Origin of the sequence: Novosphingobium panipatense, from assembly GCF_900182875.1 — a bacterium.
Taxonomy (GTDB): domain Bacteria; phylum Pseudomonadota; class Alphaproteobacteria; order Sphingomonadales; family Sphingomonadaceae; genus Novosphingobium; species Novosphingobium panipatense.
In genome coordinates, this window is record NZ_FXUI01000019.1 from 26,277 (window position 1) to 49,762 (window position 23,486).

22 protein-coding genes are annotated in these 23,486 nt (G+C 65.2%); 15 read left to right on the plus strand and 7 right to left on the minus strand.

Annotation, left to right across the window (positions count from 1 at the left end):
- Window positions 1-61: 61 nt before the first annotated feature.
- From QOL62_RS17760 to QOL62_RS17790, 7 genes are all read left to right on the plus strand, one after another.
- Window positions 62-793, plus strand: a complete 732-nt coding sequence (locus QOL62_RS17760; RefSeq protein ID WP_245656672.1) for a cytochrome b/b6 domain-containing protein — start codon at window positions 62-64, stop codon at window positions 791-793.
- 85 nt (window positions 794-878) lie between these two features.
- The gene (locus QOL62_RS17765; protein ID WP_020819429.1) at window positions 879-1,556 is read left to right on the plus strand and encodes a winged helix-turn-helix domain-containing protein; all 678 of its coding nucleotides are present in this window, start codon (window positions 879-881) and stop codon (window positions 1,554-1,556) included.
- Complete coding sequence (locus QOL62_RS17770) at window positions 1,553-2,569, plus strand: sensor histidine kinase (RefSeq protein WP_037485648.1); 1,017 nt, start codon at window positions 1,553-1,555, stop codon at window positions 2,567-2,569. The genes QOL62_RS17765 and QOL62_RS17770 overlap by 4 nt, the downstream gene beginning before the upstream one ends.
- A gap of 58 nt (window positions 2,570-2,627) precedes the next feature.
- Entirely contained in the window at window positions 2,628-3,740 is a 1,113-nt protein-coding gene (locus QOL62_RS17775; protein WP_037485649.1) for an efflux RND transporter periplasmic adaptor subunit, read from the plus strand.
- A 9-nt stretch (window positions 3,741-3,749) separates the two neighbouring features.
- The gene (locus tag QOL62_RS17780) at window positions 3,750-6,821 is read left to right on the plus strand and encodes an efflux RND transporter permease subunit (protein WP_037485651.1); all 3,072 of its coding nucleotides are present in this window, start codon (window positions 3,750-3,752) and stop codon (window positions 6,819-6,821) included.
- Window positions 6,814-7,113, plus strand: coding sequence for a DUF3240 family protein (locus QOL62_RS17785; RefSeq protein WP_020819433.1), 300 nt, complete (start codon window positions 6,814-6,816; stop codon window positions 7,111-7,113). The genes QOL62_RS17780 and QOL62_RS17785 overlap by 8 nt, the downstream gene beginning before the upstream one ends.
- The gene (locus QOL62_RS17790) at window positions 7,110-8,357 is read left to right on the plus strand and encodes a TolC family protein (RefSeq protein ID WP_020819434.1); all 1,248 of its coding nucleotides are present in this window, start codon (window positions 7,110-7,112) and stop codon (window positions 8,355-8,357) included. Before QOL62_RS17785 ends, QOL62_RS17790 begins: the two co-directional genes overlap by 4 nt.
- 7 nt (window positions 8,358-8,364) lie before the next feature.
- On the opposite strand, the gene QOL62_RS17795 is transcribed toward QOL62_RS17790, so the two are convergent.
- From QOL62_RS17795 to QOL62_RS17825, 7 genes are read right to left on the minus strand one after another with little or no spacing between them, the layout of a single operon-like run.
- The gene (locus QOL62_RS17795; RefSeq protein WP_020819435.1) at window positions 8,365-9,225 is read right to left on the minus strand and encodes a class I SAM-dependent methyltransferase; all 861 of its coding nucleotides are present in this window, start codon (window positions 9,223-9,225) and stop codon (window positions 8,365-8,367) included.
- Window positions 9,222-10,715 carry an efflux transporter outer membrane subunit gene (locus QOL62_RS17800; protein ID WP_223308155.1) on the minus strand — a complete coding sequence of 498 codons (1,494 nt, stop codon included), beginning with the start codon at window positions 10,713-10,715 and terminating at the stop codon, window positions 9,222-9,224. Before QOL62_RS17800 ends, QOL62_RS17795 begins: the two co-directional genes overlap by 4 nt.
- Window positions 10,716-10,744: 29 nt before the next feature.
- Window positions 10,745-11,869 carry an ABC transporter permease gene (locus tag QOL62_RS17805; RefSeq protein WP_020819437.1) on the minus strand — a complete coding sequence of 375 codons (1,125 nt, stop codon included), beginning with the start codon at window positions 11,867-11,869 and terminating at the stop codon, window positions 10,745-10,747.
- 6 nt (window positions 11,870-11,875) lie between these two features.
- Window positions 11,876-12,994 (minus strand): ABC transporter permease, encoded by a 1,119-nt coding sequence (locus tag QOL62_RS17810; RefSeq protein WP_020819438.1) that lies wholly within the window; start codon window positions 12,992-12,994, stop codon window positions 11,876-11,878.
- Between the two features lie 35 nt (window positions 12,995-13,029).
- Window positions 13,030-14,802, minus strand: coding sequence for an ATP-binding cassette domain-containing protein (locus QOL62_RS17815; RefSeq protein WP_020819439.1), 1,773 nt, complete (start codon window positions 14,800-14,802; stop codon window positions 13,030-13,032).
- A 1-nt stretch (window position 14,803) separates the two neighbouring features.
- Window positions 14,804-15,835 carry a secretion protein HlyD gene (gene hlyD / locus QOL62_RS17820; protein WP_020819440.1) on the minus strand — a complete coding sequence of 344 codons (1,032 nt, stop codon included), beginning with the start codon at window positions 15,833-15,835 and terminating at the stop codon, window positions 14,804-14,806.
- Window positions 15,832-16,440, minus strand: a complete 609-nt coding sequence (locus tag QOL62_RS17825) for a TetR/AcrR family transcriptional regulator (RefSeq protein ID WP_020819441.1) — start codon at window positions 16,438-16,440, stop codon at window positions 15,832-15,834. The genes hlyD and QOL62_RS17825 overlap by 4 nt, the downstream gene beginning before the upstream one ends.
- 231 nt (window positions 16,441-16,671) lie before the next feature.
- Between QOL62_RS17825 and QOL62_RS17830 the strand changes: the two genes are divergently transcribed.
- The 8 genes from QOL62_RS17830 to QOL62_RS17865 all read left to right on the plus strand — a co-directional run bounded on the left by QOL62_RS17830 (window position 16,672) and on the right by QOL62_RS17865 (window position 23,352).
- Window positions 16,672-17,016, plus strand: coding sequence for an ArsR/SmtB family transcription factor (locus QOL62_RS17830; protein WP_025160953.1), 345 nt, complete (start codon window positions 16,672-16,674; stop codon window positions 17,014-17,016).
- Window positions 17,017-17,026: 10 nt separating this feature from the next.
- Window positions 17,027-17,563 (plus strand): arsenate reductase ArsC, encoded by a 537-nt coding sequence (locus QOL62_RS17835; RefSeq protein ID WP_020819443.1) that lies wholly within the window; start codon window positions 17,027-17,029, stop codon window positions 17,561-17,563.
- A complete protein-coding gene (arsC, locus tag QOL62_RS17840; RefSeq protein ID WP_020819444.1) occupies window positions 17,560-18,006 on the plus strand; it encodes an arsenate reductase (glutaredoxin) in 447 nt (148 codons plus the stop codon). The genes QOL62_RS17835 and arsC overlap by 4 nt, the downstream gene beginning before the upstream one ends.
- Window positions 18,007-18,019: 13 nt before the next feature.
- Window positions 18,020-19,093 carry an ACR3 family arsenite efflux transporter gene (arsB, locus tag QOL62_RS17845; protein WP_025160954.1) on the plus strand — a complete coding sequence of 358 codons (1,074 nt, stop codon included), beginning with the start codon at window positions 18,020-18,022 and terminating at the stop codon, window positions 19,091-19,093.
- Window positions 19,090-19,872 carry an arsenical resistance protein ArsH gene (gene arsH / locus QOL62_RS17850; protein WP_021223100.1) on the plus strand — a complete coding sequence of 261 codons (783 nt, stop codon included), beginning with the start codon at window positions 19,090-19,092 and terminating at the stop codon, window positions 19,870-19,872. Before arsB ends, arsH begins: the two co-directional genes overlap by 4 nt.
- Window positions 19,873-20,284: 412 nt before the next feature.
- Window positions 20,285-21,262 carry a hypothetical protein gene (locus QOL62_RS17855; protein WP_037485697.1) on the plus strand — a complete coding sequence of 326 codons (978 nt, stop codon included), beginning with the start codon at window positions 20,285-20,287 and terminating at the stop codon, window positions 21,260-21,262.
- Window positions 21,259-21,612 carry a DUF3768 domain-containing protein gene (locus tag QOL62_RS17860; RefSeq protein ID WP_020818778.1) on the plus strand — a complete coding sequence of 118 codons (354 nt, stop codon included), beginning with the start codon at window positions 21,259-21,261 and terminating at the stop codon, window positions 21,610-21,612. The genes QOL62_RS17855 and QOL62_RS17860 overlap by 4 nt, the downstream gene beginning before the upstream one ends.
- A gap of 84 nt (window positions 21,613-21,696) precedes the next feature.
- Window positions 21,697-23,352: an ATP-binding protein gene (locus QOL62_RS17865; RefSeq protein ID WP_089220666.1), complete on the plus strand. Its 1,656-nt coding sequence runs from the start codon at window positions 21,697-21,699 to the stop codon at window positions 23,350-23,352.
- Window positions 23,353-23,486 lie beyond the last annotated feature (134 nt).

Here is a 23,486-nt window from a genome sequence, read left to right on the forward strand (position 1 = left end):
CCGCGTTCGTCAGCGCGCCGTCAGCAATCTCTCTTATGGCCAAAGGCCAAGGAGACAAATGATGCTCATGGCAAAAACGAGCTACAGTGATAGTTTCAGGGTTTGGGATGCCCCGCTCAGGCTTTTCCACTGGCTGCTGGTCGCGGCGATCACGATTGCCTTTTTGTCCTCGGAAGGAGACAGCGGAATCGCGGACTGGCACATGGCGGCAGGCTGGACCGCCGCTGTCCTGCTTGTCTTTCGTCTTGTCTGGGGGTTTATCGGCGGCGAGCATGCGCGTTTTGCCAATTTCGTGCGACCGTCACGCCTTCTGTCCCACGTCCGGGAACTTGTGACGGGTCATCCACAACGCACGATCGGGCACAATCCGCTGGGGGCGCTCGCTGTTCTGGCCATGCTCATTGCAACCGGCGCGGTGCTGTGGACCGGCATCCAGGTCGACGCGGGGCAGGCCGACGAGGATCTTCATGAGGCGATTGCCTATGGCCTGCTGGCGCTCATCGGCGTTCATGTCGCAGCGGTGGTCCTGATGTCCGTCTTCACCCGCGAAAATCTCGCGCGCGCCATGGTTACTGGCCGCAAGAGCGTCGCTCTGCACCCTGGCGCCCACGATGCCCGTCGGCCGGCCGTCGTCGCGGTGCTGCTGGCCGTCCTGGTGATCGGGATGACGGTGTTTGGCATCCTGCGCTACGATTCCGCGGCGTTCAGTGCGCAGTCGCACGGCGAGGCAAAGCAAGGGCATGAAATCGAAGGTGGAACAGCCGTTCAAGGCGAGGATAATGACCGGGATTGAGACGGCCTCTTTCGATCCCCGCGCGGGACTGGTCAGATTGCAGGGCGGGAATTGAGGCGGGATCGTGCTAGGAAAGCCGGCATAGATGCGCGTTCTTGTCATAGAGGATAATGACCGGCTGGCGAAGCTGGTTGCGGACGGCCTTCAGCGCCGGGGCTTTTCGTGCGACATCGCCACGACCCTGTCCGATGCGGACAGCGCACTGGGTGGCGCGGTCTATGACGCGATCATACTCGATCTCGGCCTGCCGGACGGCGATGGCGTCGCCTGGCTGGCGAACCGTCGCCAGTATCGGCAAATGCCGCCCGCGATCATCCAGACCGCGCGCGGCGCGCTGGAGGACCGGGTCACGGGGCTTGACGCCGGCGCCGACGATTATGTCGTCAAGCCTGTCGAGATCGATGAACTGGCCGCGCGCATTCGCGCGTTGCTCCGCCGCCCCGGCCCGCGCGCGCAACCTGTGCTGGAAGCGGGCTGCCTGCGGTTCGACACGGCGGCGCGCACGGCGCACTGCGGGGACTACGCCATCGATCTGTCCCGCAGGGAGGCCGACCTCCTGGAATTGCTGCTACGGCGGGCGGGAACCGTCGTCCGCCGCGAGACGATCGAGGATGCGCTCTACAATTTCAACGAGCCGGTGACGCCCAATGCCGTGGAAGCGGCGGTCTCCCGCTTGCGCCGGAAGCTGGACGAGGCTGGTGCCACTGGCGCGCTCCACACCATCCGCGGCGTCGGCTATATGCTGAAGGATGTCGCGGCGTGACCTATCGGCGCTCCGTGTCGCGCAAACTTGCGCGAGGGCTTGCTCTCGTCGGCCTTGTCGGCACCATCTTGTTGCTTGCAGCGGTCGTCTTTTTCTACAGCCTGACATTCGACGATCTGACGGCGCAGGACGCGCTGATCAAGGCCGTGCGCGAGATGCTGGAGCATGTCGCGCTTCCACTGGTCGTGCTGATGGTGCCCGTCGCCTTCGTCGTGCGGCGCGTGATCCGACAGGCTTTTGGCTCCCTTGAGGAAGCCGCAACCGCGATCGAGGCCGCGCGTGGGCACGAACGCGGCTTTCGCATAGACACGTCCCATCTGCCGGCCGAAGCCCTGCCGTTCACGGATGCCGTCAATGATCTGCTCGGCCGGCTTGACGACGCCGCCATGCGCCAGGAAGCCTTTGCCGCCGATGTCGCGCATGAACTGCGCACGCCGCTCGCGGTGCTGTCGCTCGAATTCGACCGGCTCGATCATGACGACGCCGCGCGCCTCAAGAACGATGTCGCCGGGATGCGCCGCCTGGTCGACCAGCTCATGCTGCTAGCCCAGGTTGATGCCACAGCTGCCGCACAATTCCCGCTGGAATCCGTGTCCCTTGTCGAGATTGCGCGCGATGTCGTCAGCCTTCTTGCCCCGGCCATCATCGCGGAAGGGAAAGCCATCACGCTCGATGTGGGCAGCGGGATCCCAATGGCGCGGGGCCGGCGTGAAGCAATCGCGGCCGCCTTGCGGAACCTTATCGAGAATGCTGTCCGGGTGACGCCGTTGGGAGGCACGGTGAATATACGGGTTGGCCCGGATCCGGTGATTGCGGTGGGCGATGGCGGAGAGGGCCTTTCACCCGAACGCCTTCGCGAACTTGTGCGGCGGCACAGCCGGGCGGACCATGCCAGCACCAACGGCGCCGGGCTTGGCCTGGCGATCGTCGACCGGATCATGGCGGCGCACGGCGGACGGCTGACCACCGATCCCGCCGTGCGGGAATTGTCCCTGCATTTCCCCAGCGCCTGAAGCGCCGAGCATTGCGACCCGTCAGGGTCTCGTCAGTTTCGCGCACTAGGCGAAGCCCATGTCGAAGCGGAATTATATCCTTGCCGGCTTTGCCGTCATCGCGCTGGCGCTTGGGATCTGGTGGCTTGCCGGGTCCGGCACGGCGCCTGAACCAGCCCCTTCATCCCCCGAAGCCGGGAAAGCGGCGCCGGGCGTTCTGCCCGTTGACCGCAGGCAGGCCGCGCAGCTTGGTATCCGCCTGGCGCCCGCCCTCACCGCGAGCGAAGCCCCCATCGCCGTCATTCCGGCGGTGATCCAGCCGCCCGCCAATGCGCGCGTGGCCGTGGCCGCGACCTTTCCCGGCGTGGTCATGCGGACGCTGGTGGTTGAAGGCGATACCGTCCGGCAGGGCCAGCCGCTCGCGGTTATTTCCAGCCGCGACGTGCTGACGATGGGGGCCGACCTGACGCGCGCCAATGCGCGGGCAGGGGTCGCGCGGTCGAACGCGGCCCGGCTCTCGCAGCTTGCCCGCGAAGGCATCATCGCCGGCGCGCGCGCTGATGAAGCCCATGCACTGGCGGCCGAAGCAGGCGCCGATGTCGCCGAAAAGGCGCGCATCCTCAAAATGGTCAATGGCGAGGGGAGGGGCGGCACCTATACGCTGACCGCGCCGATCGCCGGGCGCGTCACGACCGCCAACATCCAGACGGGCAATCCCGTGGACGGAACCACCGCGCCTTATGTGATCGACGCCGCCAACCGCTATGAGGTTGTCGGCCAGTTGCCCGAGCGGCTCGTCGGCGCGGTCCGGCCCGGCATGACCGTAGTGATCGAACCCGACATCGCCGGGCGCGTCACCGCCGTTGGCTCGACGATAGACCCCGCCACCCGTTCCGCCATGCTCAAGGCCGAGATTCCCGCCGGGCCGGGCATCGTCGCGGGGCGCACGACCAGCATGTCGCTGTCCGGCCCGGCGCCGGCCGGCGCCGTCAGCGTGCCTTCCGGCGCGACCGCCATGATCGGGGACAAGACTATCGTCTTCGTCGCCACCGGCGGCGGATATGCGATCCGCGACGTGAAGATAGGCGGTTCCGTTGGGGGACAGACCGTGCTGCTGTCCGGCGTCAGGCCGGGCGAGCAGGTGGTCGTTTCCGGCACGAGCGCGCTCAAGGCGCTCGCTTTGTCGCGATAGGTCCGGGCCATGTTGCGTTCGCTGGTCGCCGCCTCGCTCTCCTGGCGCCTGCTCGTCATCGCGCTGGCGCTGGCCGTTGCCGGGCTGGGCACCTGGGCCTTCATGACGCTTCCCGTCGATGCCTATCCGAACATCGCCCAGACGCAGGTGAAGATCATCCTCAAGGCGCCGGGCATGACGCCCGAGGAGGTGGAAAGCCGCGTCATCACACCGATCGAGATGGAAATGCTCGGCATTCCCGATCAGGCGATCCTGCGCTCCACCGCCAAATACGCCATCGCCGACATCACCATCGATTTTGTCGACGGCACCGACATCTATTGGGCGCGCCAGCAGGTGGCGGAGCGACTGTCGAATGTGATGCGCGATCTGCCCGCGTCGGTCAGCGGCGGCCTTGCGCCGATCTCTACGCCGCTTTCGGACATCTACATGTTCACGATCGAGGGGCCGCTCTCGCTACAGGAGAAGCGCGAACTGCTCGACTGGACCATCCGTCCGGCGCTGCGCACCGTTCCCGGCGTCGCTGACGTGAACGCGCTGGGCGGCTATGTGCGGACCTTCGAGGTCAGGCCCGATCCTGTTGCGCTTGCGGCGGCAGGCCTCTCCATCGCGGACATCGAGACGGCGATCGAAAGCGGCAACCGCAACGATGGCGCGGGACGCCTGAAAAGCGGCGAGGAATCTCTGATCGTGCGCGCGGTCGGCGCAATCCGGTCGGTCGAGGATCTCCAGCAACTCGTTGTCGTCAGCCGGAACGACCGCATCGTTCGGCTGGGCGATGTCGCGACGGTCGGCACCGGCAGTCTGACGCGCTATGGCGCGGTGAGCAAGAATGGGCGGGCCGAAGCCGTGCAGGGGCTGGTGATCGCACTGCGCGGGGCCGATGCGCGGCAGGTGGTCGATGGTGTCCGCGCCCGCCTCGCGGAAATCGAAAGCACATTGCCCGCCGGCACCCATGTCGATGTCTTTTACGATCGGTCCGACCTGATCGCGCGCGCCGTCGGCACGGTCGAGAAAGCCCTGCTCGAAGCGGCCGTCCTTGTCGTCGTGCTGCTCATTCTGTTCCTGGGCGACTGGCGCGCGGCGGCGATTGTCGCCGTCACCCTGCCGCTGGCGGCGCTCATCACCTTTCTGTTCATGCAGGGCATGGGCCTGTCCGCCAATCTCATGAGCCTTGGGGGCCTGGCTATCGCCATCGGCCTGCTGGTCGACGGGTCGATCGTGGTGGTGGAAAATATCGTCGAACGGCTCGGCCGGGCGCATGAGGAGGGAACCCCGCGCCTTAACCTCGTCTATCAGGCGGCAAGCGAAGTCATCGTGCCGGTCTCGGCCGGGATCGCCATCATTGCGCTGGTCTTCCTGCCGCTGCTGTCATTGCAGGGCCTCGAAGGCAAATTGTTCGCGCCGGTTGCGCTCACCATCGTCTTCGCGCTCGCCGGTTCGCTGCTGCTCGCGCTCACCCTGGTCCCCGTGCTTGCATCCTTTGGCCTTAAAAGCGGCCATCATGGCGAGCCGTGGCTGATGCGCCAGCTCGGCCCTCGCTACCGGGGGCTTCTCGACGGCGCCTTCGCGCGCAAGCGGCTGGTCTACGGGCTGTCGGCGGCGGGGCTCGTCCTCGCCGGCATCGCCTATGGCGCGGTCGGCAAGACCTTCATGCCGACGATGGATGAAGGGTCGATCATCGTCCAGCTCACCAAGCTGCCCTCCATCGATCTCGACCAGTCGGTCCAGGGCGACATGGCCGCGCAGCGCGCGCTGATGCGCGTGCCGGAAGTGCAGGACGTGATTGCGCGCGTCGGATCGGACGAAATCGGCCTCGATCCGATGAGCCCCAATGAAACCGACAACTTCGTCCGCCTGAAGCCGCGCTCCGAATGGCGCGGCGACAAGGATCTCATCGTCGAGGACATGCGCAAGGCGATGGCGGACCTGCCCGGCATCGAGCCGAGCTTCACCCAGCCGATCGAGATGCGCGTTTCCGAAATGCTGACCGGCGCGCGCGGCGATCTTGCCGTCAAGATCTTCGGGCCGGATCTGGCGACGCTGGGCGAACTTGCAGATCAGGTGCAGCAGATATTGTCGAACGTCGATGGCGCCTCCGAAGTGCTGACCGTCGCCAATGACCGCGTTGATTATCTCCAGCTCGACATCGACCGCGCCGCCGCCGGGCGCTTCGGGATGCCGGTCGACCGCATACAGGATGCGCTGCGCGCGCAGGTCGAAGGCGCCCATGTCGGTATCGTCGCCGATGGCCAGAAGCGCGTGCCGATCGTCATTCGCGGCGACGAGGCGCTGCGCGCCGATCCCGCCCGTTTTGCCGATCTGCAATTGCATACGCCGACCGGCATAGTCGCCCGGGTCAGCGACATGGCGCGGATCGAGCGGACCGAGGGGCCGGTCAAGCTCGACCATGAGAACGGGTCGCGCTTTGCGCTGGTGCAGGCGTTCGTCTCGGGGCGCGACCTGGTCGGCTATGTCGATGAAGCGAGAGGCGAGGTCGGCGCGAAGGTCAAACTGCCCGCCGGCTACAGCATCGTCTGGGGCGGGCAGTTCGAAAACCAGCAGCGCGCCTCGGCCCGGCTGGCGGTCGTGATCCCGATCGCGCTGCTCCTGATCTTCTTCGTTCTGCTGGCGACGCTGCGCTCGATGCGCGCCTCGGTGCTCATCCTTGTCAACATCCCCTTCGCCATGGTCGGCGGGATCGTCTCGCTCTGGGCTTCGGGAGAATATCTGTCGGTTCCCGCCTCGGTGGGCTTTATCGCCCTGCTCGGCATCGCGGTGCTCAACGGACTGGTCATGGTCACCTATTTCCGCCAGCTCCGCGCCGATGGGCGGAGCATGACCGAGACGGTGCGCCTCGGCGCCGAACGGCGCCTGCGTCCCGTCCTGATGACCGCCAGCATCACGGCCTTCGGCCTTGTGCCGCTGCTGTTCGCGACCGGCCCGGGATCGGAGATCCAGCGCCCCCTCGCCATCGTCGTGATCGGCGGCCTCATCACCTCCACCCTGCTGACGCTCATTCTGCTGCCGATCCTGTTCGAGCGTTTCGGCGAAAGCGCGGGAGAAACCGACAATGGCTGACATCCTGCTGACCTTCCATTGCGCCTCGCATGACGCCGATAGCGTGACTGACGCACTCCGCGCCGCCTGCGACGCGCCGATCCATATCGCCGAGCAGGCGGTGCGCGGCTGGGACTTCGGCGACGCCAGCACGGCGGAACGGGTGTCGGGCCTTCTGCGCCGCAACGCGCTGGAACTGATTGTCGATGAGGACGCTCTGGGGACACTGGTTGACGCGGTCACCCAATCGAAGCGGTCGCTGCCAGTGCGCTGGCACGTAGTCCCGGTGTCAGCCCGGGGGAGGATCGCATGAGATCGCCGATCATCCTCGGGGCGCTTGTCGCATTGCTCACACCCGCTGGGGCGCTTGCCCAGCGCGCCGATTTGCCGCCGAGCGAAAAGGTTGCCGAAGCGCTGGACAATCATCCGGCCGTGGCGGCCGCGCGGGCACGGGTGGACGCCGCCCGTGCCGACCGCGACATGCTGGCGAAGGGGACCCATGAGATTGCCGTTACCGGCAGCTATGTTCGCCGCAGCGTGGACAGGGAAGGCGGCTATGACGAGTTCGACGCCACGATCGCCCGACCGTTCCGCCTGCCGGGCAAGGCGGCGCTCGATCGCGAGGCGGGCGCCCTGGGCATAGAGGTCGCGGAAAACCGGATGGAGGATGCCCGGCATCAGACGGCTTTGCTGCTCTCCGGCTATTGGAACGACTGGCTGGTCGCCGGCGCGCTGTATCGCAACGACCTCGATACGGTGCGCTGGCTGGAAAAGGAGCTGTCCGCGCTGCGCCGGCGCGTGGCGCTGCGCGATGCGGCGGCGCTCGATGTTGATCAGGCCATGGCGGCAATGGCTCAGGCCCAGGCCCAGGCCGCGAACTCGCTCGCGGCGCGCGAACAGGCGCGTGTGGCGCTTGCCGCGAATTTTCCAGAAATACCGCTGCCCATCGAGCCGCCGGAAACGTCCGTCGCGATGGTTCCGGCCCAGAGACTTGCGGCGATGCGGGATCTGGTGATCGAACGCAGCCATGAAATCCGCGCCGCCGAGCGCGAGGCGCAGCGGCTGGCGGTCGTTGCGCAGCGTGTTCGCGCGGACCGGATTGCCGATCCGTCCTTCGGCGTCCGGCTGTTCAGTGAGCGGAGCGGCATGGAGCAGGGCGCGGGGGTGGTCATGTCGATGCCGCTGGGCGGCGGTCACAGACGCGCGGCGGCGGACCGGGCTTCCGCGGAAGGCAATGCCGCGCAGCTTGAGCATATGTCCGTCCAGCGGACCGTGAGGGCCATCGCGGATGCCGATCTGTCCAGCGCCACATTGCGGCTGGAGGCGTGGAAAAACACGGATCTGTCAGCGCAAAGCGCCGCTAGTGCGCTGGCCCGAACCGAACGTGGCTACCAGCTCGGCCAGATCGACCTTGCCGACCTGCTCTATGCCCGCCGTCAGGCGGGTGAAGCGCGCCGGTCCGAGATCATGGCGCGATCGGAAGCGGCCCGCGCCCTGCTCAAGCTGGAAATCGATTCGCATAGCCTGTGGGTGGTTCACGATGAGGATGGCGGTTGACGCCAGGTCACGCGCGGGCGCTCACCAGCCAGGCTTTCGCGCCCATGCGAACACCTTCATTATCGCAATTGCGCTCGAACAGTTCGACCAGGCTGCGGTGAACGGCTGCGCGTGTGTCGTCCCCGCTCGCCCGGACGAGATCGCCGACCTGCATGCCGTCGAGCACGAAGCGGGTGGCGCTCTCGGGATCGCTGCCGGGTCCGCCGACGCGCTGCTCGCCCGTCCAGGCGTCGAACGATATGTCACAGAAGCCGGCGCTTTGCAGAAGATCGGTGACATAATCCTGCTCGCCCAGCGCGAAGGGGCCGGGCTCGCGCGGCTGCGGCGTGGGCAGGTCGATATGCCGGCGGATCGCGGCCATGACATTGCGCTGCCACGGATTGTCGGCGATCGGCGCCCACACCGCGATGTCGAGCCGTCCACCGGCACGCAGCATCCGGCGCAGATTGGCGAATGCGGCATAGGGTTCGGGAAAGAACATCGTGCCGAAGCGGGAATGCAGCCGGTCGAAGGGGGCTTCTTCGGGCATGGCCGTCGCGGCGTCGCCTTGTTCGAAGCGGATGTTGGCAAGACCGGCGCGCTGCGCCCGATCCGTTGCCGCCGCCACCAGTTCGGGCGATATGTCGAGGCCGAGCGCCAATCCCGTGTTGCCCGTCCTTTCGGCGATCCGCCTCGTCGTCCAGCCGCCGCCGCAGCCGATATCGACCACCTTCTCCCCGGCAACATAGGCTGCTCGCGCGAGCAGCGCTGCGCCGATCGGTTCGATCATGCTCTCGAAACGGTCGAGCTGGGCGAGCCAGCGTGTGCCCGCTTCCCCCGCCCAGTCGTGCGCGGCCGGTTCCTTGCTGTTCCCGTCAGCGTCATTCATTGCCCTTCTCCCACTGTGGCACCAATTGAAACGTGTTTGGAAGTCGGCGCATCGGGCAAGTCCCAGCCCCCACCGATCGCCTTGTACAACGCCACCAGTTGCACCGCCGTTGTGGCATGCGCGCGGGCACAGGCGGTTTCAGCTTCGTGCAGGAGGCGCTCGGCCGCAAGCAGTTCAATCCCCGCGATATCGCCGGCGGCAAAACGGGCCTCGGCGTGGCCGACACTTCGACGCGCAGCGTCCAGCGCCGTTTGACGCCGCGCGAGCGCATCGCGTCCGGCGTCATAGTCGCTCAAGGCGCGCTCCGCGTCGCCCAATGCGGCCAGGACGGCCTGTTCATAGCCCAGCGCGGCCTGCCGCTGAACGGCCTCCCGCGCGCGTATCTCCGCGCGCACGCGGCCGCCGTCGAACAAGCGCCAGGAAATGAGCGGCAGGATGGAGTAGCGGGTGCTGGAGGTGTCGAACCAGTCGCCCGTGCTAAGCGCCTGAAATCCGCCGCCCGCTGCGATAGAGAGCTTGGGAAACAGTTCGGTGGTCGCCACGCCGATATCGGCGGTGCTGGCGGCGAGGCGCCGTTCGGCAGCCAGAACATCGGGGCGACGCCGCAATATATCGGCCCGTTCCCCCACGGGCAGCGCCGGCAGTATGAGAGACGATGCAGTTGCATCGAGCAGCTTGAGTTCACGTTCCGGCGGTGAGCCGAGCAGGACACCAAGGCCGAGCACTGCCGCACGCTGCCGCGCCTCTATGCCCGGCAGCAGGGCGTTGGCGGCGGCCCAGCGTTCATGGGTTGCGTCCACGTCGGCACCGGCAACATCGCCGAGCGCCGCGCGACCGCGCATGAGTTCCAGCGTCTGGTGCAGCGTCGCCACCGTCGCCCGCTGCGCGCGTAATTCTTCTCTGGCGCCGGTCGCCTCGAACCATGCGCGTGCGACTTCGGCCGCGATCCGCATACGCACGCCCTGCGCCTCCGCTTCACTTGCCTGCAAGCGGGCGTTCGCGCCTTCCAGCGCCCGCCGGTTCGCGCCGAACAGGTCGAGTTCCCAGGCCGCGTCGAAGCCGGCATCGTAGATCGTCTGAGACGCATCGAGGCCGGGAATGGACCCAACGGGCAGCGGGCCGTTCTCGCTTTGCCGACGCTGGTTCACACTGGCGCCAGCAGAAACCGTGGGCAGTTGCCGGCCAGCGGCGCGGTCTCGCAGCGCGCGCGCCTCGTCGATCCGTGCGGTGGCTTGACGGATATCGAGATTTTGCGCCAGTGCGGTATCGACCAGCCTCTCCAGTTCGGGATCGCCCAGGGCCCTCCACCAGCGGTCCAGGTCCGTTGGCGCCGACGCTTCCCCAACCGGCCGGCTCCAGCCACTACCCGTGTCAACGGCAGGTGGCGCCCGGTAGTTGGGGCCGACCATACAGGCCGTCAACGAACTGCAGCCAGCTATCAATATTGCGTAGCGCGACCATCGCGGGGAACGTCCGCCCGTATCAGACAATGACGGCGCATGACTGTGGCGGGGCGATCTCATTGCAGGCGTCCTCGAACGAAGATGGTGGCCATGGTGAGCGACACCAGGGCGATCATCGCCAATGGCCAGAGGCTGGCAAATATGTCGCCCGGCGCCATGGCTTTGAGAAAGCTGCCCTCGACGATGACCAGGAAATGGGTGAGTGGAATCGCCTGCGCCAGCCATTGCAGCAGCATGGGCATGTTCTCGACCGGCGTGGCAAATCCCGACATCAGGACGGATGGCACGCCGATGGCGAAGGCGCCCAGGATGGCCTGTTGCTGGGTCGCGCTGATCGCCGAAATCATCAGACCGATGCCCACCACCGACAGGATGAACAGGACCAGGCTGACAAACAGCAGCGCGAACGACCCGTTGAACGGAATCCGGAACGGTCCCGCGGCCGCGGCCATCATCAGAAGTCCGAGCATGGTGCCGATGACCAGCGCCGGCAAGGATTTGGACAGGATGATTTCCGGCGTGGAGGTTGGTGAGACCAGCAACTGGTCGAAGGTTCCCAGTTCGCGTTCACGGGCGATCGACAGCGAGGTTATGAGCAGTGCGCTGAAGAACGCCAGGATGCCGGAGAGGCCCGGGACGATGAACCAGCGATACGTCAGATTGGGATTGAACCAGTTGCGTACCGCCACTGGCGTCGCAGGACCTGTGCCGGGGTTGGCCTCCGCGCCGACTTCGGCGGCGATGGCGGAGAGATAACTGGCGGTGATCTGTCCCGAATTGCTGCGCCGGCCGTCGATCAACAGCTGGATACGGCCGCTGTCTCCGGCAGCGATTGCGCGCGAAAAGTCCGGCTGGATGTCGAGCGCCGCGATCACCTTGCCCTGGTCGATCAGGCGTCCCAGTTCCTGACCGTCGGTCACGCGATAGACCTGGGTAATGAAGTCGGCCCGATCGAGCCGCGCGATCAGTTCATGCGACCAGCGGCCCGCATCCTGATTATGCACGGCAATATCGACGTTGCGCACTTCGAGCGTCGCGGCGAAGGCGAACACCAGCAGTTGCAGCAGCGGCGGCATGAACACCACCATGCGGCTGCGCGGATCGCGCAGGATGCTCAGCACTTCCTTGACGAACTGGGCTCGCAGCCGGGTGAAAGAGAGATAGCCATTGTGCCGCGTCATGGCTCGTCACTCCAGATTCTTGCGCGTGGCGCGCTTGGCCAGGAGGAAAAACAGGACGCCGATGGCGCCCATCGCCAGCAGGTTCGGCACGAAGACGGCCCAGATGTCGCCGGCCAGAAAGACGGTTTTTAGCGAAGAGACGAAATAGCGCGCCGGTATCGCCCAGGTGATGGCCCGGATCGGCGCGGGCATCGCGTCGATCTCATAGAGAAAGCCCGACAGCATGAAGGCCGGCAGAAAACCGGAGAACAAGGCGATCTGCGCGGCCAGGAACTGGTTGCGGGTGACAGACGAAATCAGCAGCCCTTGGCCCAGCGCCGGCACCATGAAGGTGGCCGAAAGCAGCAGGAGCGCCGCCAGCGATCCGCGCAGCGGCACGCCGAACACGAAGACCGCCAGCGCGGTCGCACCGAGCGTGGCCAGCATGCCGAGCGCAAAATAGGGCAGGAGCTTGCCGATCAGGATCTCCGCGACCGATGCGGGCGTGGAGAGCACCGCTTCCATCGTGCCGCGCTCCCATTCGCGCGCCACCACCAGCGCGGTCAGCATGGTGCCGATGATGGTCATGACGATGGCGATCGCGCCGGGCACCAGCGCGCGGCGGCTTTCCAGTTCGGCGTTGAACCAGTAGCGCGGCTCCATCGTGACGGCTGCGCGTGGCGTCTCGCCATCAAGCCCGCCCCGCCAGGTCTGCACCACGCCCTGCGCATAGTTGGTGACATAGTTGGCGGTATTGGGCTGCGAACCGTCGGCGATGATCTGCACCAGAGGCCGCGTGCCGCGATCGGCCAGGCGCTGCTCGAAATCCTGCGGGATCACCACAAATCCGCGCAAATCGCCCGAGACGACCTGGTCGGCGACTTCGCGCCGGTCATGGGCGAAGGTGACGTCCAGATAACGGGTGCCGGCGAAGGCGGCGGCCAGCGATTGCGCCGAAGCAGATTCGGATTCCTGCACGACGCCGATGCGCACCGCGCGCACATCGAGTGATACCGCATAGGAAAACAGCAGCAGCAGCACGACCGGAAGGGCGAAGGCGATCAGCAGCGTGGACGGGTCGCGCATCGCCTGCAGGCTTTCCTTGAACACCAGCGCCCAAAGGCGCTTCGGATCGAAGCGGCGCATGGCTTGAAGGTCCGTTCGCGATCCGCCCGCGCCGTTCATGCGGCAACTCCGCTGCGGGCTTCGTCAGCGCGGTCCTCGGCTTCGACCAGATGAATGAAGGCGTCTTCCATGGTCGGGTCCGGACGGAGATCGCTTACCGCGCTGCGTTTGAGGGCGTCCGGCGTGTCGAGCGCGATCAGCCGGGCGCGATAGAGCATCGCCACCCGGTCGCAATATTCCGCCTCGTCCATGAAATGGGTGGTGACCATCACCGTCACCCCCTTGCGGGCAAGGCCGTTGATATGGGTCCAGAATTCGCGGCGCGTGATGGGATCGACGCCCGAAGTCGGTTCATCCAGGAACAGCACGGGCGGGCGGTGCATCACCGCGCAGGCCAGCGCCAGACGTTGCCTGACCCCGAGCGGCAGGGACTCCGGCGCCGCCGACAGCCAGGGTTGCAGCCCGAAGATGTCGATCATCTCGTCGATCCGCGCCTGCCGCGCGGCGCCTTTCAGGCCATAGACGCCCGCGGAGAACTCCAGGTTCTGCCGCACGGACAGCAAACCATAGAGCGAGAATTTCTGCGCCATATAGCCAAGCTGGCCTTTGGCAGCACCGGTCGCCCGGCGCAGGTCCAGCCCCACCACCTGCGCTTCGCCGCTGGTGGGTTTGAGCAGGCCGCACAGCATCTTGAAGGTGGTCGATTTGCCGGCGCCGTTCGGCCCGAGCAGACCGAATATCTCGCCCTTGCGGACCTCGAAGCTCACCATGTCGGTGGCGGTGAAATCGCCGAAACGCTTGGTCAGATCGCGGCAGGAGACGGCAACGTCTGAAGCCAGTTCGACCGGCGGCATCCCTTCGGCAAGCGCCGATGTGCCGCCCGGACCGCCGCCCAGAAGATCAATGAAAGCATCCTCGAAGCGGGCAGGCACCGCTTTCAGTTGTGCGCCGACCCGATCGGCGAGCGCGCTAATTTGCTCGGTTCCCGCATCGGCGCGCAGCACCACGCGGACGCCGGCGCCCTGGATCACCCCGTCGCCGACACTGTCCAGGCTGAGCACTTCGGCTAGCACGGCCCGCCGCCGCTCGCCGACCTGTTCCAGCCGAAAGCTCCGGCTTGTAAGGCGCGCGGTCAGCTCTCCGGGCGGTCCGTCATAGGCGAGCCGCCCTTCGTTGAGCAGCAGCACGCTGTCGCAGCGTTCGGCTTCGTCGAGATAGGCGGTCGACCAGACTACGGCCATCCCTTCGTCGGTCAGCGCCTGCACCATGCGCCACAGATCCTGACGGCTGACCGGATCGACACCGACACCCGGTTCATCGAGCAGCAGGACAGCAGGCCGGGCCATCAATGCGCAGGCGAGACCCAGCTTCTGCTTCATGCCGCCGGAGAGCTTGCCCGCCAGGCGTCCGGTAAAGGGGGCAAGACGTGTGAAGTCGAGCAGTTGGGCGAACAGGTCGGCGTGTCCATCGGCGGCCATACCGCGCAACTGCGCATAGAGCCGCATATTCTCCATGACCGACAGGTCTTCGTAGAGGCCAAAGCGTTGCGGCATGTAGCCGGTCGCGACATGGATGGCGTCATTGTCGTCCACCACATCGAAGCCCGCTACCCTGGCGTGGCCGCTGTTCGGCACCAGCAGTCCTGTCAGGATACGCATCAAGGTGGTCTTGCCCGCGCCGTCCGGCCCGACCAGCCCGGTCAGTCGGCCATAGCTTATCTGCGCGCTGAGATCCTGTAACGCAGGCGCACTGCCGAAATGCTTGCTCAACCTGTCGATGACGACCGCGACATCGCCATTTTGCTCCTGTGGCGCGGTGGCGGGCGGCACGTCAGCGGCCTTTGGCGCGCGCGCCGGAGGTTTGTCCGACTACGACCTCGATCGTTACCGGCATGCCCTGACGCAGCGCGGCATCGGCATTGGTGACCACGATCCGCAGACGATAGACCAGATCCGTGCGCAGATCGGTCGTTTCTACCGTTTTGGGCGTGAACTCGGCGCGAGGCGAAATGAACCCGATCTGGCCTTGATAGAGTTTGTCGGAGGAATCGCTGCGAACGCGCACCCGCATTCCGGGCGCGATACGCCCCAGATCCGGTTCGCCGACATAAGCCCGCACATAAACCGGAGCATCAAGGCTGAGGCTATAGACCGGGCTTTGGCTGACAGCCATGCTGCCGGGTTCGCGCACCCGTGCGATGATCGTGCCGGTGCCGGGTGCAAGCAGAACCGTGTCGGCGAGCGCGGTGGCGGCTTGAGCCCGTGCTGCCTGTGCGGCGGCGAGGCGCGCTTGCCCCGCCGCGATGTCTTCCTTGCGGAAGCCTTCGGCGGCTTGCGAATGCGCGGCCCGGGCCGCCTTGACACTGGCGGCGGCCTGATCGCGCGCAGTGCGCGCGGCATCGACCGTCTTTTGACTGGCGGCTCCCGACGCGAGCAACTGGCTCTGCCGATCAAAATTACGCTCCGTGTCCCTGGCGACGGCCAGGGCCTGATTGAGGGCCTCCTGCGCCTGCGCAATCTCCTGCGGCCGCAGCCCGCGGCGCAGTTTGTCGAGGTCTGCCTGTGCGGCCGCTACGGCGGCGTCGGCGGCCGCGAGCGCTTCCTCGAACGGCTGCGCGTCGAGAGTCGCCATATGTGCGCCCGGCTCGACATGATCGCCTTCATCGAACAGCATCTGCGCGACGCGGCCGGACTGGCGGAAGGCCAATTGCACCTCCCGGATGTCGACATTGCCGTACAGATTGAGGGCGTCGCCGTCGCGGCTGCCCCGCTGCATCCACAGCCATCCAGCACCGATGATCACGATGACGGCCGCAATGATCAGGATCCGCTTTGTCGTGCCGGACAGGCGGATGTTCTTCATGATGATGCTCCGACGCCGCGCAGATAGATGGCGAACACGCCGGGCGCATCGCTGCGGATGCGGGTCACATCGTCCGCCAGCATGGATTGCATGACCAGGCCCTGGACCGTGCCGATGAACAGGGTGGCCGCGGCTTCCGGATCGAGGTCCGCATGCAGTTCGCCCCGTGCCTTTCCGGCGTCGAGCAGGGTATGCAGCCGTTCGCCATAATGGCGGATCAGGGTCTGGGCCATGCGCTTGGGAAGCGTCTCGCCCGGTCGCTGCAACTCCCCGAACAGCATTCGCGGTACACCCGGGTGATCAGACACGAAATCGATATGCGTCATGAAAACCGCTTCAAGCGCGGCAGCCGGAGAGGCGGCTTCCTCGACCGCCTTGTCCACGCGGCCGAGCAAGCGCTCGGTCACCCAGGACATGACCGCCTGCAGGATGGCGTCCTTGGTCGGGAAGTGGCGGAAGAGCGCGCCCTGGGTCAGACCCATCCGCTGGGCGATGGCCGTCGTGGTGATGTCGCTCGGGTTCTGTTCCGCGGCCAGGCCGACCACCGCCTCCACGGTCGCCGCCCGTCGCTCGTCAGCGGGAAGATGTCTGGACCGCCCGTTCATAGCTTGCGCCTTCAAAAGATAGTAATCTATTACTATCTATCTGTCATGAGCGTCTGGCGCAAGATGGTTCCGCCTGGATCGAGGCTGTCGGCCCATCCGCATGAGTGCATCATGGTCACTCAGACCATCGGCCATCTCCATAGTGGTATATGATTCTATACTTCTCGAAATGTAGATTGACCGCGCAGGCGCCTACTATTATTCGATGAGTTTGGAAGGATGGAATCGACCATGAAGGAGTTCAATCCGCAGGACTCGGCCGTCGAGGCGCTTGGCGCGCTGGCGCATGACACGCGCCTGTCTGTCTTTCGTATGTTGGTGAAGGCAGGGCCCGATGGACTGATCGCCGGCGCCATCGCGCAGGCCGCCAATGTGCCTCCGTCCACCATGTCGCATCATCTGGGTATTCTTGAACGGGCGGGACTCGTGGAGTCCGAGCGGGAAAGCCGGCTCATCCACTATCGCGCCGATTATGAGGGGATGCGCCGGCTGCTGGCCTTCCTGATGGAGGACTGCTGCCAGGGCGTCCCTGAAATGTGCGCCGATCTGTTCGGCGAGCTCGACTGCAAGGCCTGAGGTTACTCCCATGTCCGACACGATCGGCCCCGGCAAGACCTACAACGTGCTCTTCCTGTGCACCGGTAACAGCGCCCGCTCGATCTTGGGCGAAGCCATCATGAACAAGCTGGGGGAAGGGCGTTTCCGCGCCTGGAGCGCCGGCAGCCAGCCCAGGGGCGAAGTCCATCCGATGGCGCTCTCGGTTTTGAACGGGCTTGGGTTCGACACAGCGGGCATGCGTTCGAAAAGCTGGGACGAGTTCGCCGTGCCGGACGCGCCGCAATTCGATTTCATCTTCACCGTCTGCGATAACGCCGCAGGCGAAACATGTCCCGTGTGGATCGGCCATCCGATGACGGCGCACTGGGGCATCGAGGATCCGGCCGCCGTCGAAGGCGATGATCAGCGCGAGGCCTTCATGCAGGCCCTGCGCTACTTGCAGAACCGTATTTCGCTGTTCCTCGCGCTCCCGCTCGCCAGCCTCGACGAGATGGCGATGCGGCGCAAACTCAGGGAAATCGGCCAGAGCGAGGGCGCCAGCGTCAGGGCAGGAGCATGCGAATGACCCACCCGGAGACGCCTGTCGACATCGTCATCTACCACAATCCTGAATGCGGAACCTCGCGCAATGCGCTGGCCATGATCCGCAATGCCGGCATCGAACCGCATGTCATCGAGTACCTCAAGACTCCGCCTTCGCGTGCCTTGCTGGCAAGCCTCATCGTCCGCGCCAGCGTCACCCCGCGCGCCCTGCTGCGCGAGAAGGGCACGCCCTTTGCCGAACTGGGACTCGACAATCCGGATCTCACTGATGCGCAGTTGATCGATGCGATGATGGAACATCCGATCCTCATCAATCGGCCGCTGGTCGTCTCGCCGCTGGGCGTGAAGCTTTGCCGTCCGTCCGAGGAGGTCCTCGACCTCCTACCGGCTGACCAGCGCAGCGCCTTCGCCAAGGAAGACGGCGAACAGGTGATCGATGCCGCCGGCAGGCGTGTCACCGGTTGAACGAGGGATCAAGATGACCGCACAGCCCAGGCGTGAACGCCTGTCGTTTCTCGATCGGTATCTCACCTTGTGGATTTTCCTCGCCATGGCGCTCGGCGTGGGTCTGGGATCGACCTTCGAAGGATTGCCAAGGGCGATCGACAGCCTGTCCTGGGGGACCACCAACCTGCCCATCGCCATCGGCCTGATCCTGATGATGTATCCGCCGCTCGCGCGGGTGCGCTATGAGGAACTGCCGCGCGTGTTCGAAGACAAGCGGGTGCTGGCGATCTCGTTGATCCAGAACTGGATCATCGGCCCGGTGCTGATGTTTGCGCTCGCCGTCATCTTCCTCAGCGACAAGCCGGAATATATGACAGGCCTGATCCTTATCGGCCTCGCCCGTTGCATTGCCATGGTCATCGTCTGGAACCATCTCGCCAAGGGCGACAACCAGTATGTGGCTGCGCTGGTCGCGTTCAATTCAATCTTCCAGATCCTGTTCTTCAGCGTTTACGCCTGGTTCTTCCTCGCCTTTTTGCCGCCGCTGCTCGGGCTGGAGGGCAGCGTTATCAATGTCAGCTTCTGGACCATCGCCGAGGCGGTGCTGATCTATCTCGGCATTCCCTTTCTGGCTGGATTTCTCTCCCGCAAATGGCTGGTCAAGGCTAGGGGGAATGAATGGTATGAAACCTGCTTTCTGCCCAGGATCGGCCCGATCACGCTCGTCGCGCTGCTGTTCACCATCGTCGCCATGTTCAGCCTCAAGGGCAATGAGATCGTGACACTGCCGGGTGACATACTGCGGATCGCCATCCCGCTCACCATCTACTTCGTGGTTCAATTCAGCATCAGCTTCTTCATGGGCAAGCTGATCGAGAGCGACTATCCGCGCACGACGGCGGTGGCGTTCACGGCCGCGGGCAACAATTTCGAACTGGCGATTGCGGTCGCCATCGCCGCCTTTGGACTGGCTTCCCCGGTCGCCTTCGCTGCGGTGATCGGGCCGCTGGTCGAGGTTCCGGTGCTGATCCTGCTGGTCAACGCCGCCTTCTGGTTCGGGCGGCGCTGGTTCCCCGACAGCGTGCCGGCGGAGGTCCGGGCATGAACGAGACGAACCACAGCCGATTGCGGACGCTTGCCGATCCCGACCGTCTTCCAGCGCTCAAGCCTGACTATGTTCATCGGCGTCCAGCCCTGGGCCTGGGGGATCTCAATCCGCCGCCGCGCATCCTGCTGCTCTACGGATCCTTGCGCGAACGGTCCTATTCGCGGCTTGTGGTGGAAGAGGCGGCGCGTCTGCTCCAGTTCTTCGGCTGCGAAACGCGGATTTTCGATCCCTCCGATTTGCCGATGCCCGATCAGGTCCAGGATGACGATCATCCGGCGGTTCACGAACTGCGGGCGCATGCGCTCTGGTCCGAGGGCCAGGTCTGGTGCAGCCCGGAACGGCACGGCCAGATCACCGGGATCATGAAATCGCAGATCGATCACCTGCCGCTGGCTTTGAAGGGCATGCGCCCGACGCAGGGTCGCGCCCTTGCCGTCATGCAGGTCTCCGCAGGTTCACAATCGTTCAACAGCGTGAACAGCTTGCGCGTCCTCGGCCGCTGGATGCGGATGTTCACCATCCCCAACCAGTCGAGCGTCGCCAAAGCCTTCACCGAGTTCGACGAGGCCGGGCGGATGAAGCCGTCGAGCTATTACGACCGGATCGTCGACGTGATGGAGGAACTGGTGCGTTTCACTGTCCTGCTCCGCCCGCATGTCGATCAACTGGTCGATCGCTATTCGGAGCGGGTCGAAACGGATCGACCGGTCATTGCTCCGGCGGAAATCCTCGCCTCGATCGATGGGACTCTGGTTCCGCCACGACAGAAGGCATGATGCCCAATGGCCCCGCGCGTCTCGGTATCCAGAACGAACTGGCAGACATTTATGGCCGTTTGAGTGCCTTCGACTGACCGGGTCTGGACGAGGGCGTGACGGCTTGCTGCTATGCCGAGTCCGAAAGGAGCTGGATCGCCGGTGCCCAGGATGGGGCGTGGGCGGCTTTCTACATCAGCGGCGATGCGACGGATTATGGGAATGGTTCGAGGCTGAGCGCACTTTTCCGCAAAACGCCGCCGATGACGCCTGTTGTGCGCCGGCGGTGCCAATAGCGAAATCAGGCTGCCGCGGCCAACGGCGCGCAACAATATCTCATGGACGTGGATCGATGCCGGAGCCGTCCAGATGAGAGGGGAGTGGGAAGGAGTGATCGAGCCAAAGCTCTGCTCAAGCCCATTTGGATATCCCCATGTGCGATCTCACCTCAATCCCGGCCGAGGCCGGCTCCGCTCCCGCGCGCCTGCTCGATTATATTCGCGTCGATGCGCCGCAGCCCGTCGTCCTGGCCTATGGCATCGGTGTCGACAGCACCGCGCTTCTTCTCGAACTTGAAAGCCGGGGCACGCCGCCTGACCTCGTGATCACCGGGGATCCTGGCGTCGAGAAGCCGGAAACTTATGCCTATCAGAAGATGATCGCCGCCTGGATGGCGGCGCGAGGAATTCCCTATGTGACGGTGCGCTACACACCGCGCCGTTTCAAGCATTGGCCGCCCTATTTCGATCTGCTGTCCAACGTTCTGACGAACGCCACCTTGCCGAGCATTTCGCTGGGGCGCCATTCGTGCTCGCTCAAATGGAAGGTCGCCCCGCAGGACGCCTTTCTCAAGCAGTGGGAACCGGCCAAGGACGCCTGGGCGCGCGGCCAGAAGGTCGTTCGCCTTATCGGCTACGACGCATCGCCGGCTGACACGCGGCGCTATACCCATGCCTCGACCATCACGAGCGATCTTTTCGAATGCCGCTACCCACTGCGCGAATGGGGCTGGGATCGCGCGGCCTGCATCGCCCGGATCGAAGCCGCTCAGCTTCCCGTCCCGCCAAAATCGAGCTGCTTCATCTGCGGGGCGATGAAGCCGGACGAAGTTCGCGCCCTTCCGTCCTGGTGTCTGCGCCTCATCGTGCTGGTCGAGGCGAGAGCGGCCCCGCGTCTCAGGACCGTCGAAGGCCTGTGGCGCCGCTCGACGCGCACGCGGCCCGGGCGCATGACCGATTTCATCCGCGCCGAAGAGTTGCTGCCGGCCGCCGACATCGACGCGATCATCCACGACGCGCCTGCCGACCTCATCCGGTTCCAGGATGTGGCGGCCCATGTCCCGCTCCCCGACCGTCCGGCCATGGCGGAGTGGCTCGAGCAGTTCAACGCCGGCCTGAAGGAGGCAGCATGACCATCTCCGTTACAGAACAGATCGCCCGTTTGAACGACCGTTGCCGCCAGGGTTTCGATCCGACCGCTCGCCTTGTCGTGACCCGCGCCTGCCTCGCTCGTCTCGCAGGCGAAGAAGACGCGGTTCGTGAAATCATTGCCCAGGCTGAACTCCTCGCCGCCGTCCGCCGGTATGACTTTGGCCCCGGCGACGGCCCGGAACGAGACTTCGGCGCCTTTGATCTTCGGGGCGAACGCATCTTCTTCAAGATCGACTATTATGATCCCGCCCTCGAATTCGGATCGGAAGATCCAGCGGACGCATCGCTCACGCGGCGCGTGCTCACGATCATGCTCGCCGAGGATTATTGAGGGCTTCGATCGCGCCCTTCGGCGGTCCGGGAAAAGGGGAGGGGGACTGCAGGTGGAGAATTTCCACTTGTCGAGGAGCCCCAGATGTCCCTTCCCGCCACGATCAACAGCCAGGTCGATCCTGCCGCCGTCACCAGAGTCACCCGCCTCTTCAATAACACGCTTGGCGATATTCTCTCCGAGCTTATCCAAAACGCACGCCGGGCGGGTGCGAGCGCGGTCGACCTCAAGGTCATCGACGCCGATGGGACTGCGTTTCTCGCCATTGCCGACGATGGCGCCGGGATCGAGGATCCATCGGTCATTCTCGCCCTCGGTCGGTCGGGTTGGGGTGACGAGATCGCGCGGCGGGAGGATCCTGCCGGCATGGGCGTGTTCAGCCTTGCCGGTCGCGATGTCGAGATTCGCTCCTGCCCGCGCTCGACTGGCGAGGGCTGGTCGATCCGCATCGCTTCAGGCGATTGGGAGTCCGGCGCGCCCATCGCCGTTGCGCCCTGCACCCACCCGTTCGGAACCGAGATCCGGGTGCCGATTGACGCGCAATGGCTCAAGTCACTCGAGACTATTGCACAAAGCGCCGCGCGTTATTGCCCGCTTCCGGTTCGGCTCGACGGCCAGGATCTACTCCGCGAGGACTGGCTGAAGGGCGCAGAGACGATCATCGAGCAGGACGGCGTCCGCATCGGCATCTATCGCAACTATCTTCACCGGCATTTCAGCCCGAGCATCAACTTCCATGGCGTGACTGTCGCGTCGCTCCTTCCAACGGTCGCGGAAAAGGATCGCCACTGGGCGGCCAAGATCGACATCGTCGATGCTCCGGAATTGCAGCTCGTACTCCCAGCCCGCAAGGAGATGGTCGAGAATGGCGCGCTGCAGAGCCTGCGCGCGGCGATCCGCCTCGCCATCTACCGGCATATCCAGGCGCTCGGCAGTCATCGTCTGGCCTTCGCGGACTGGCGAGAGGCGGCCGATCTCGATGTTCAGCTTCCCGAGGCACGGGGTGAGCTTTTCTCATGGACGCCGGCGGTCGCCGACTACAACAGCGGGTCCGGGCACCAGCACCTGACCTCGACGGACGATCTCGTCCTGATCGATGATTTCGGGCCGCCGCTCGAGCAGTGCGCTGCATTCGCGCTCTCGAAGGACGGCCGCTATGAGGGACGGCTCGCCGAATCCGACGAGGCGATGGTGGGCTATGGCTGGTATGACCGGCTTCCCCGGATCACTGATCTCCGCTTCGAGATCGACAAGGGGGGCGAGACGCTTGTGCTCGGTGGGTCGGACCTTCCCGGTATCGACAGCGGCACGGTCGAGCGACTGGATCTCGTGCTGACGATTTCTGGCCCCGCCCCTGAAACGCTTCATATACCGGCGCCTGTCGCCATCGAATATGACGATGGCCTCTTCTGGAGCTTTGAGGAGGCTAATATTCTCCTGGCGGCACCCACGGCCGTCACGCCTGCCGAACTGGTCGATCTGCTCGACGGCGCCTGCTTTTGCGCCAGCGACGATCGCGAGGCTGATAGCTGGGATACGCAGCACGATCGTTTCCTGCTCGATGCGCAGGAAATGGCGACCCGTCTCCTTCTGGGCGATGAAGCGGCCCTGCTCGAGCGCCTGCGCGCCGTCCTCGCCTACCGGACCCAATGGTTCGTTCCGGAAGGCTCCCGGTTCGTCGCCGTTATCGGACGCGAGGCCATGGATCTACGGATTGAGCGGGTTTCGGCGAGCAGCTGATCTGCTGCCCGACGATTGGCGTCGGGGGTGGGGTTGATCAGGCCGGGACCAGGCGGGGGCTGTTCGGATCGATCCATGGATCGACCGGATCGTCCCGAGGCCGCGGACGCGGGCCTCGGCTATGGCGCTTGCGC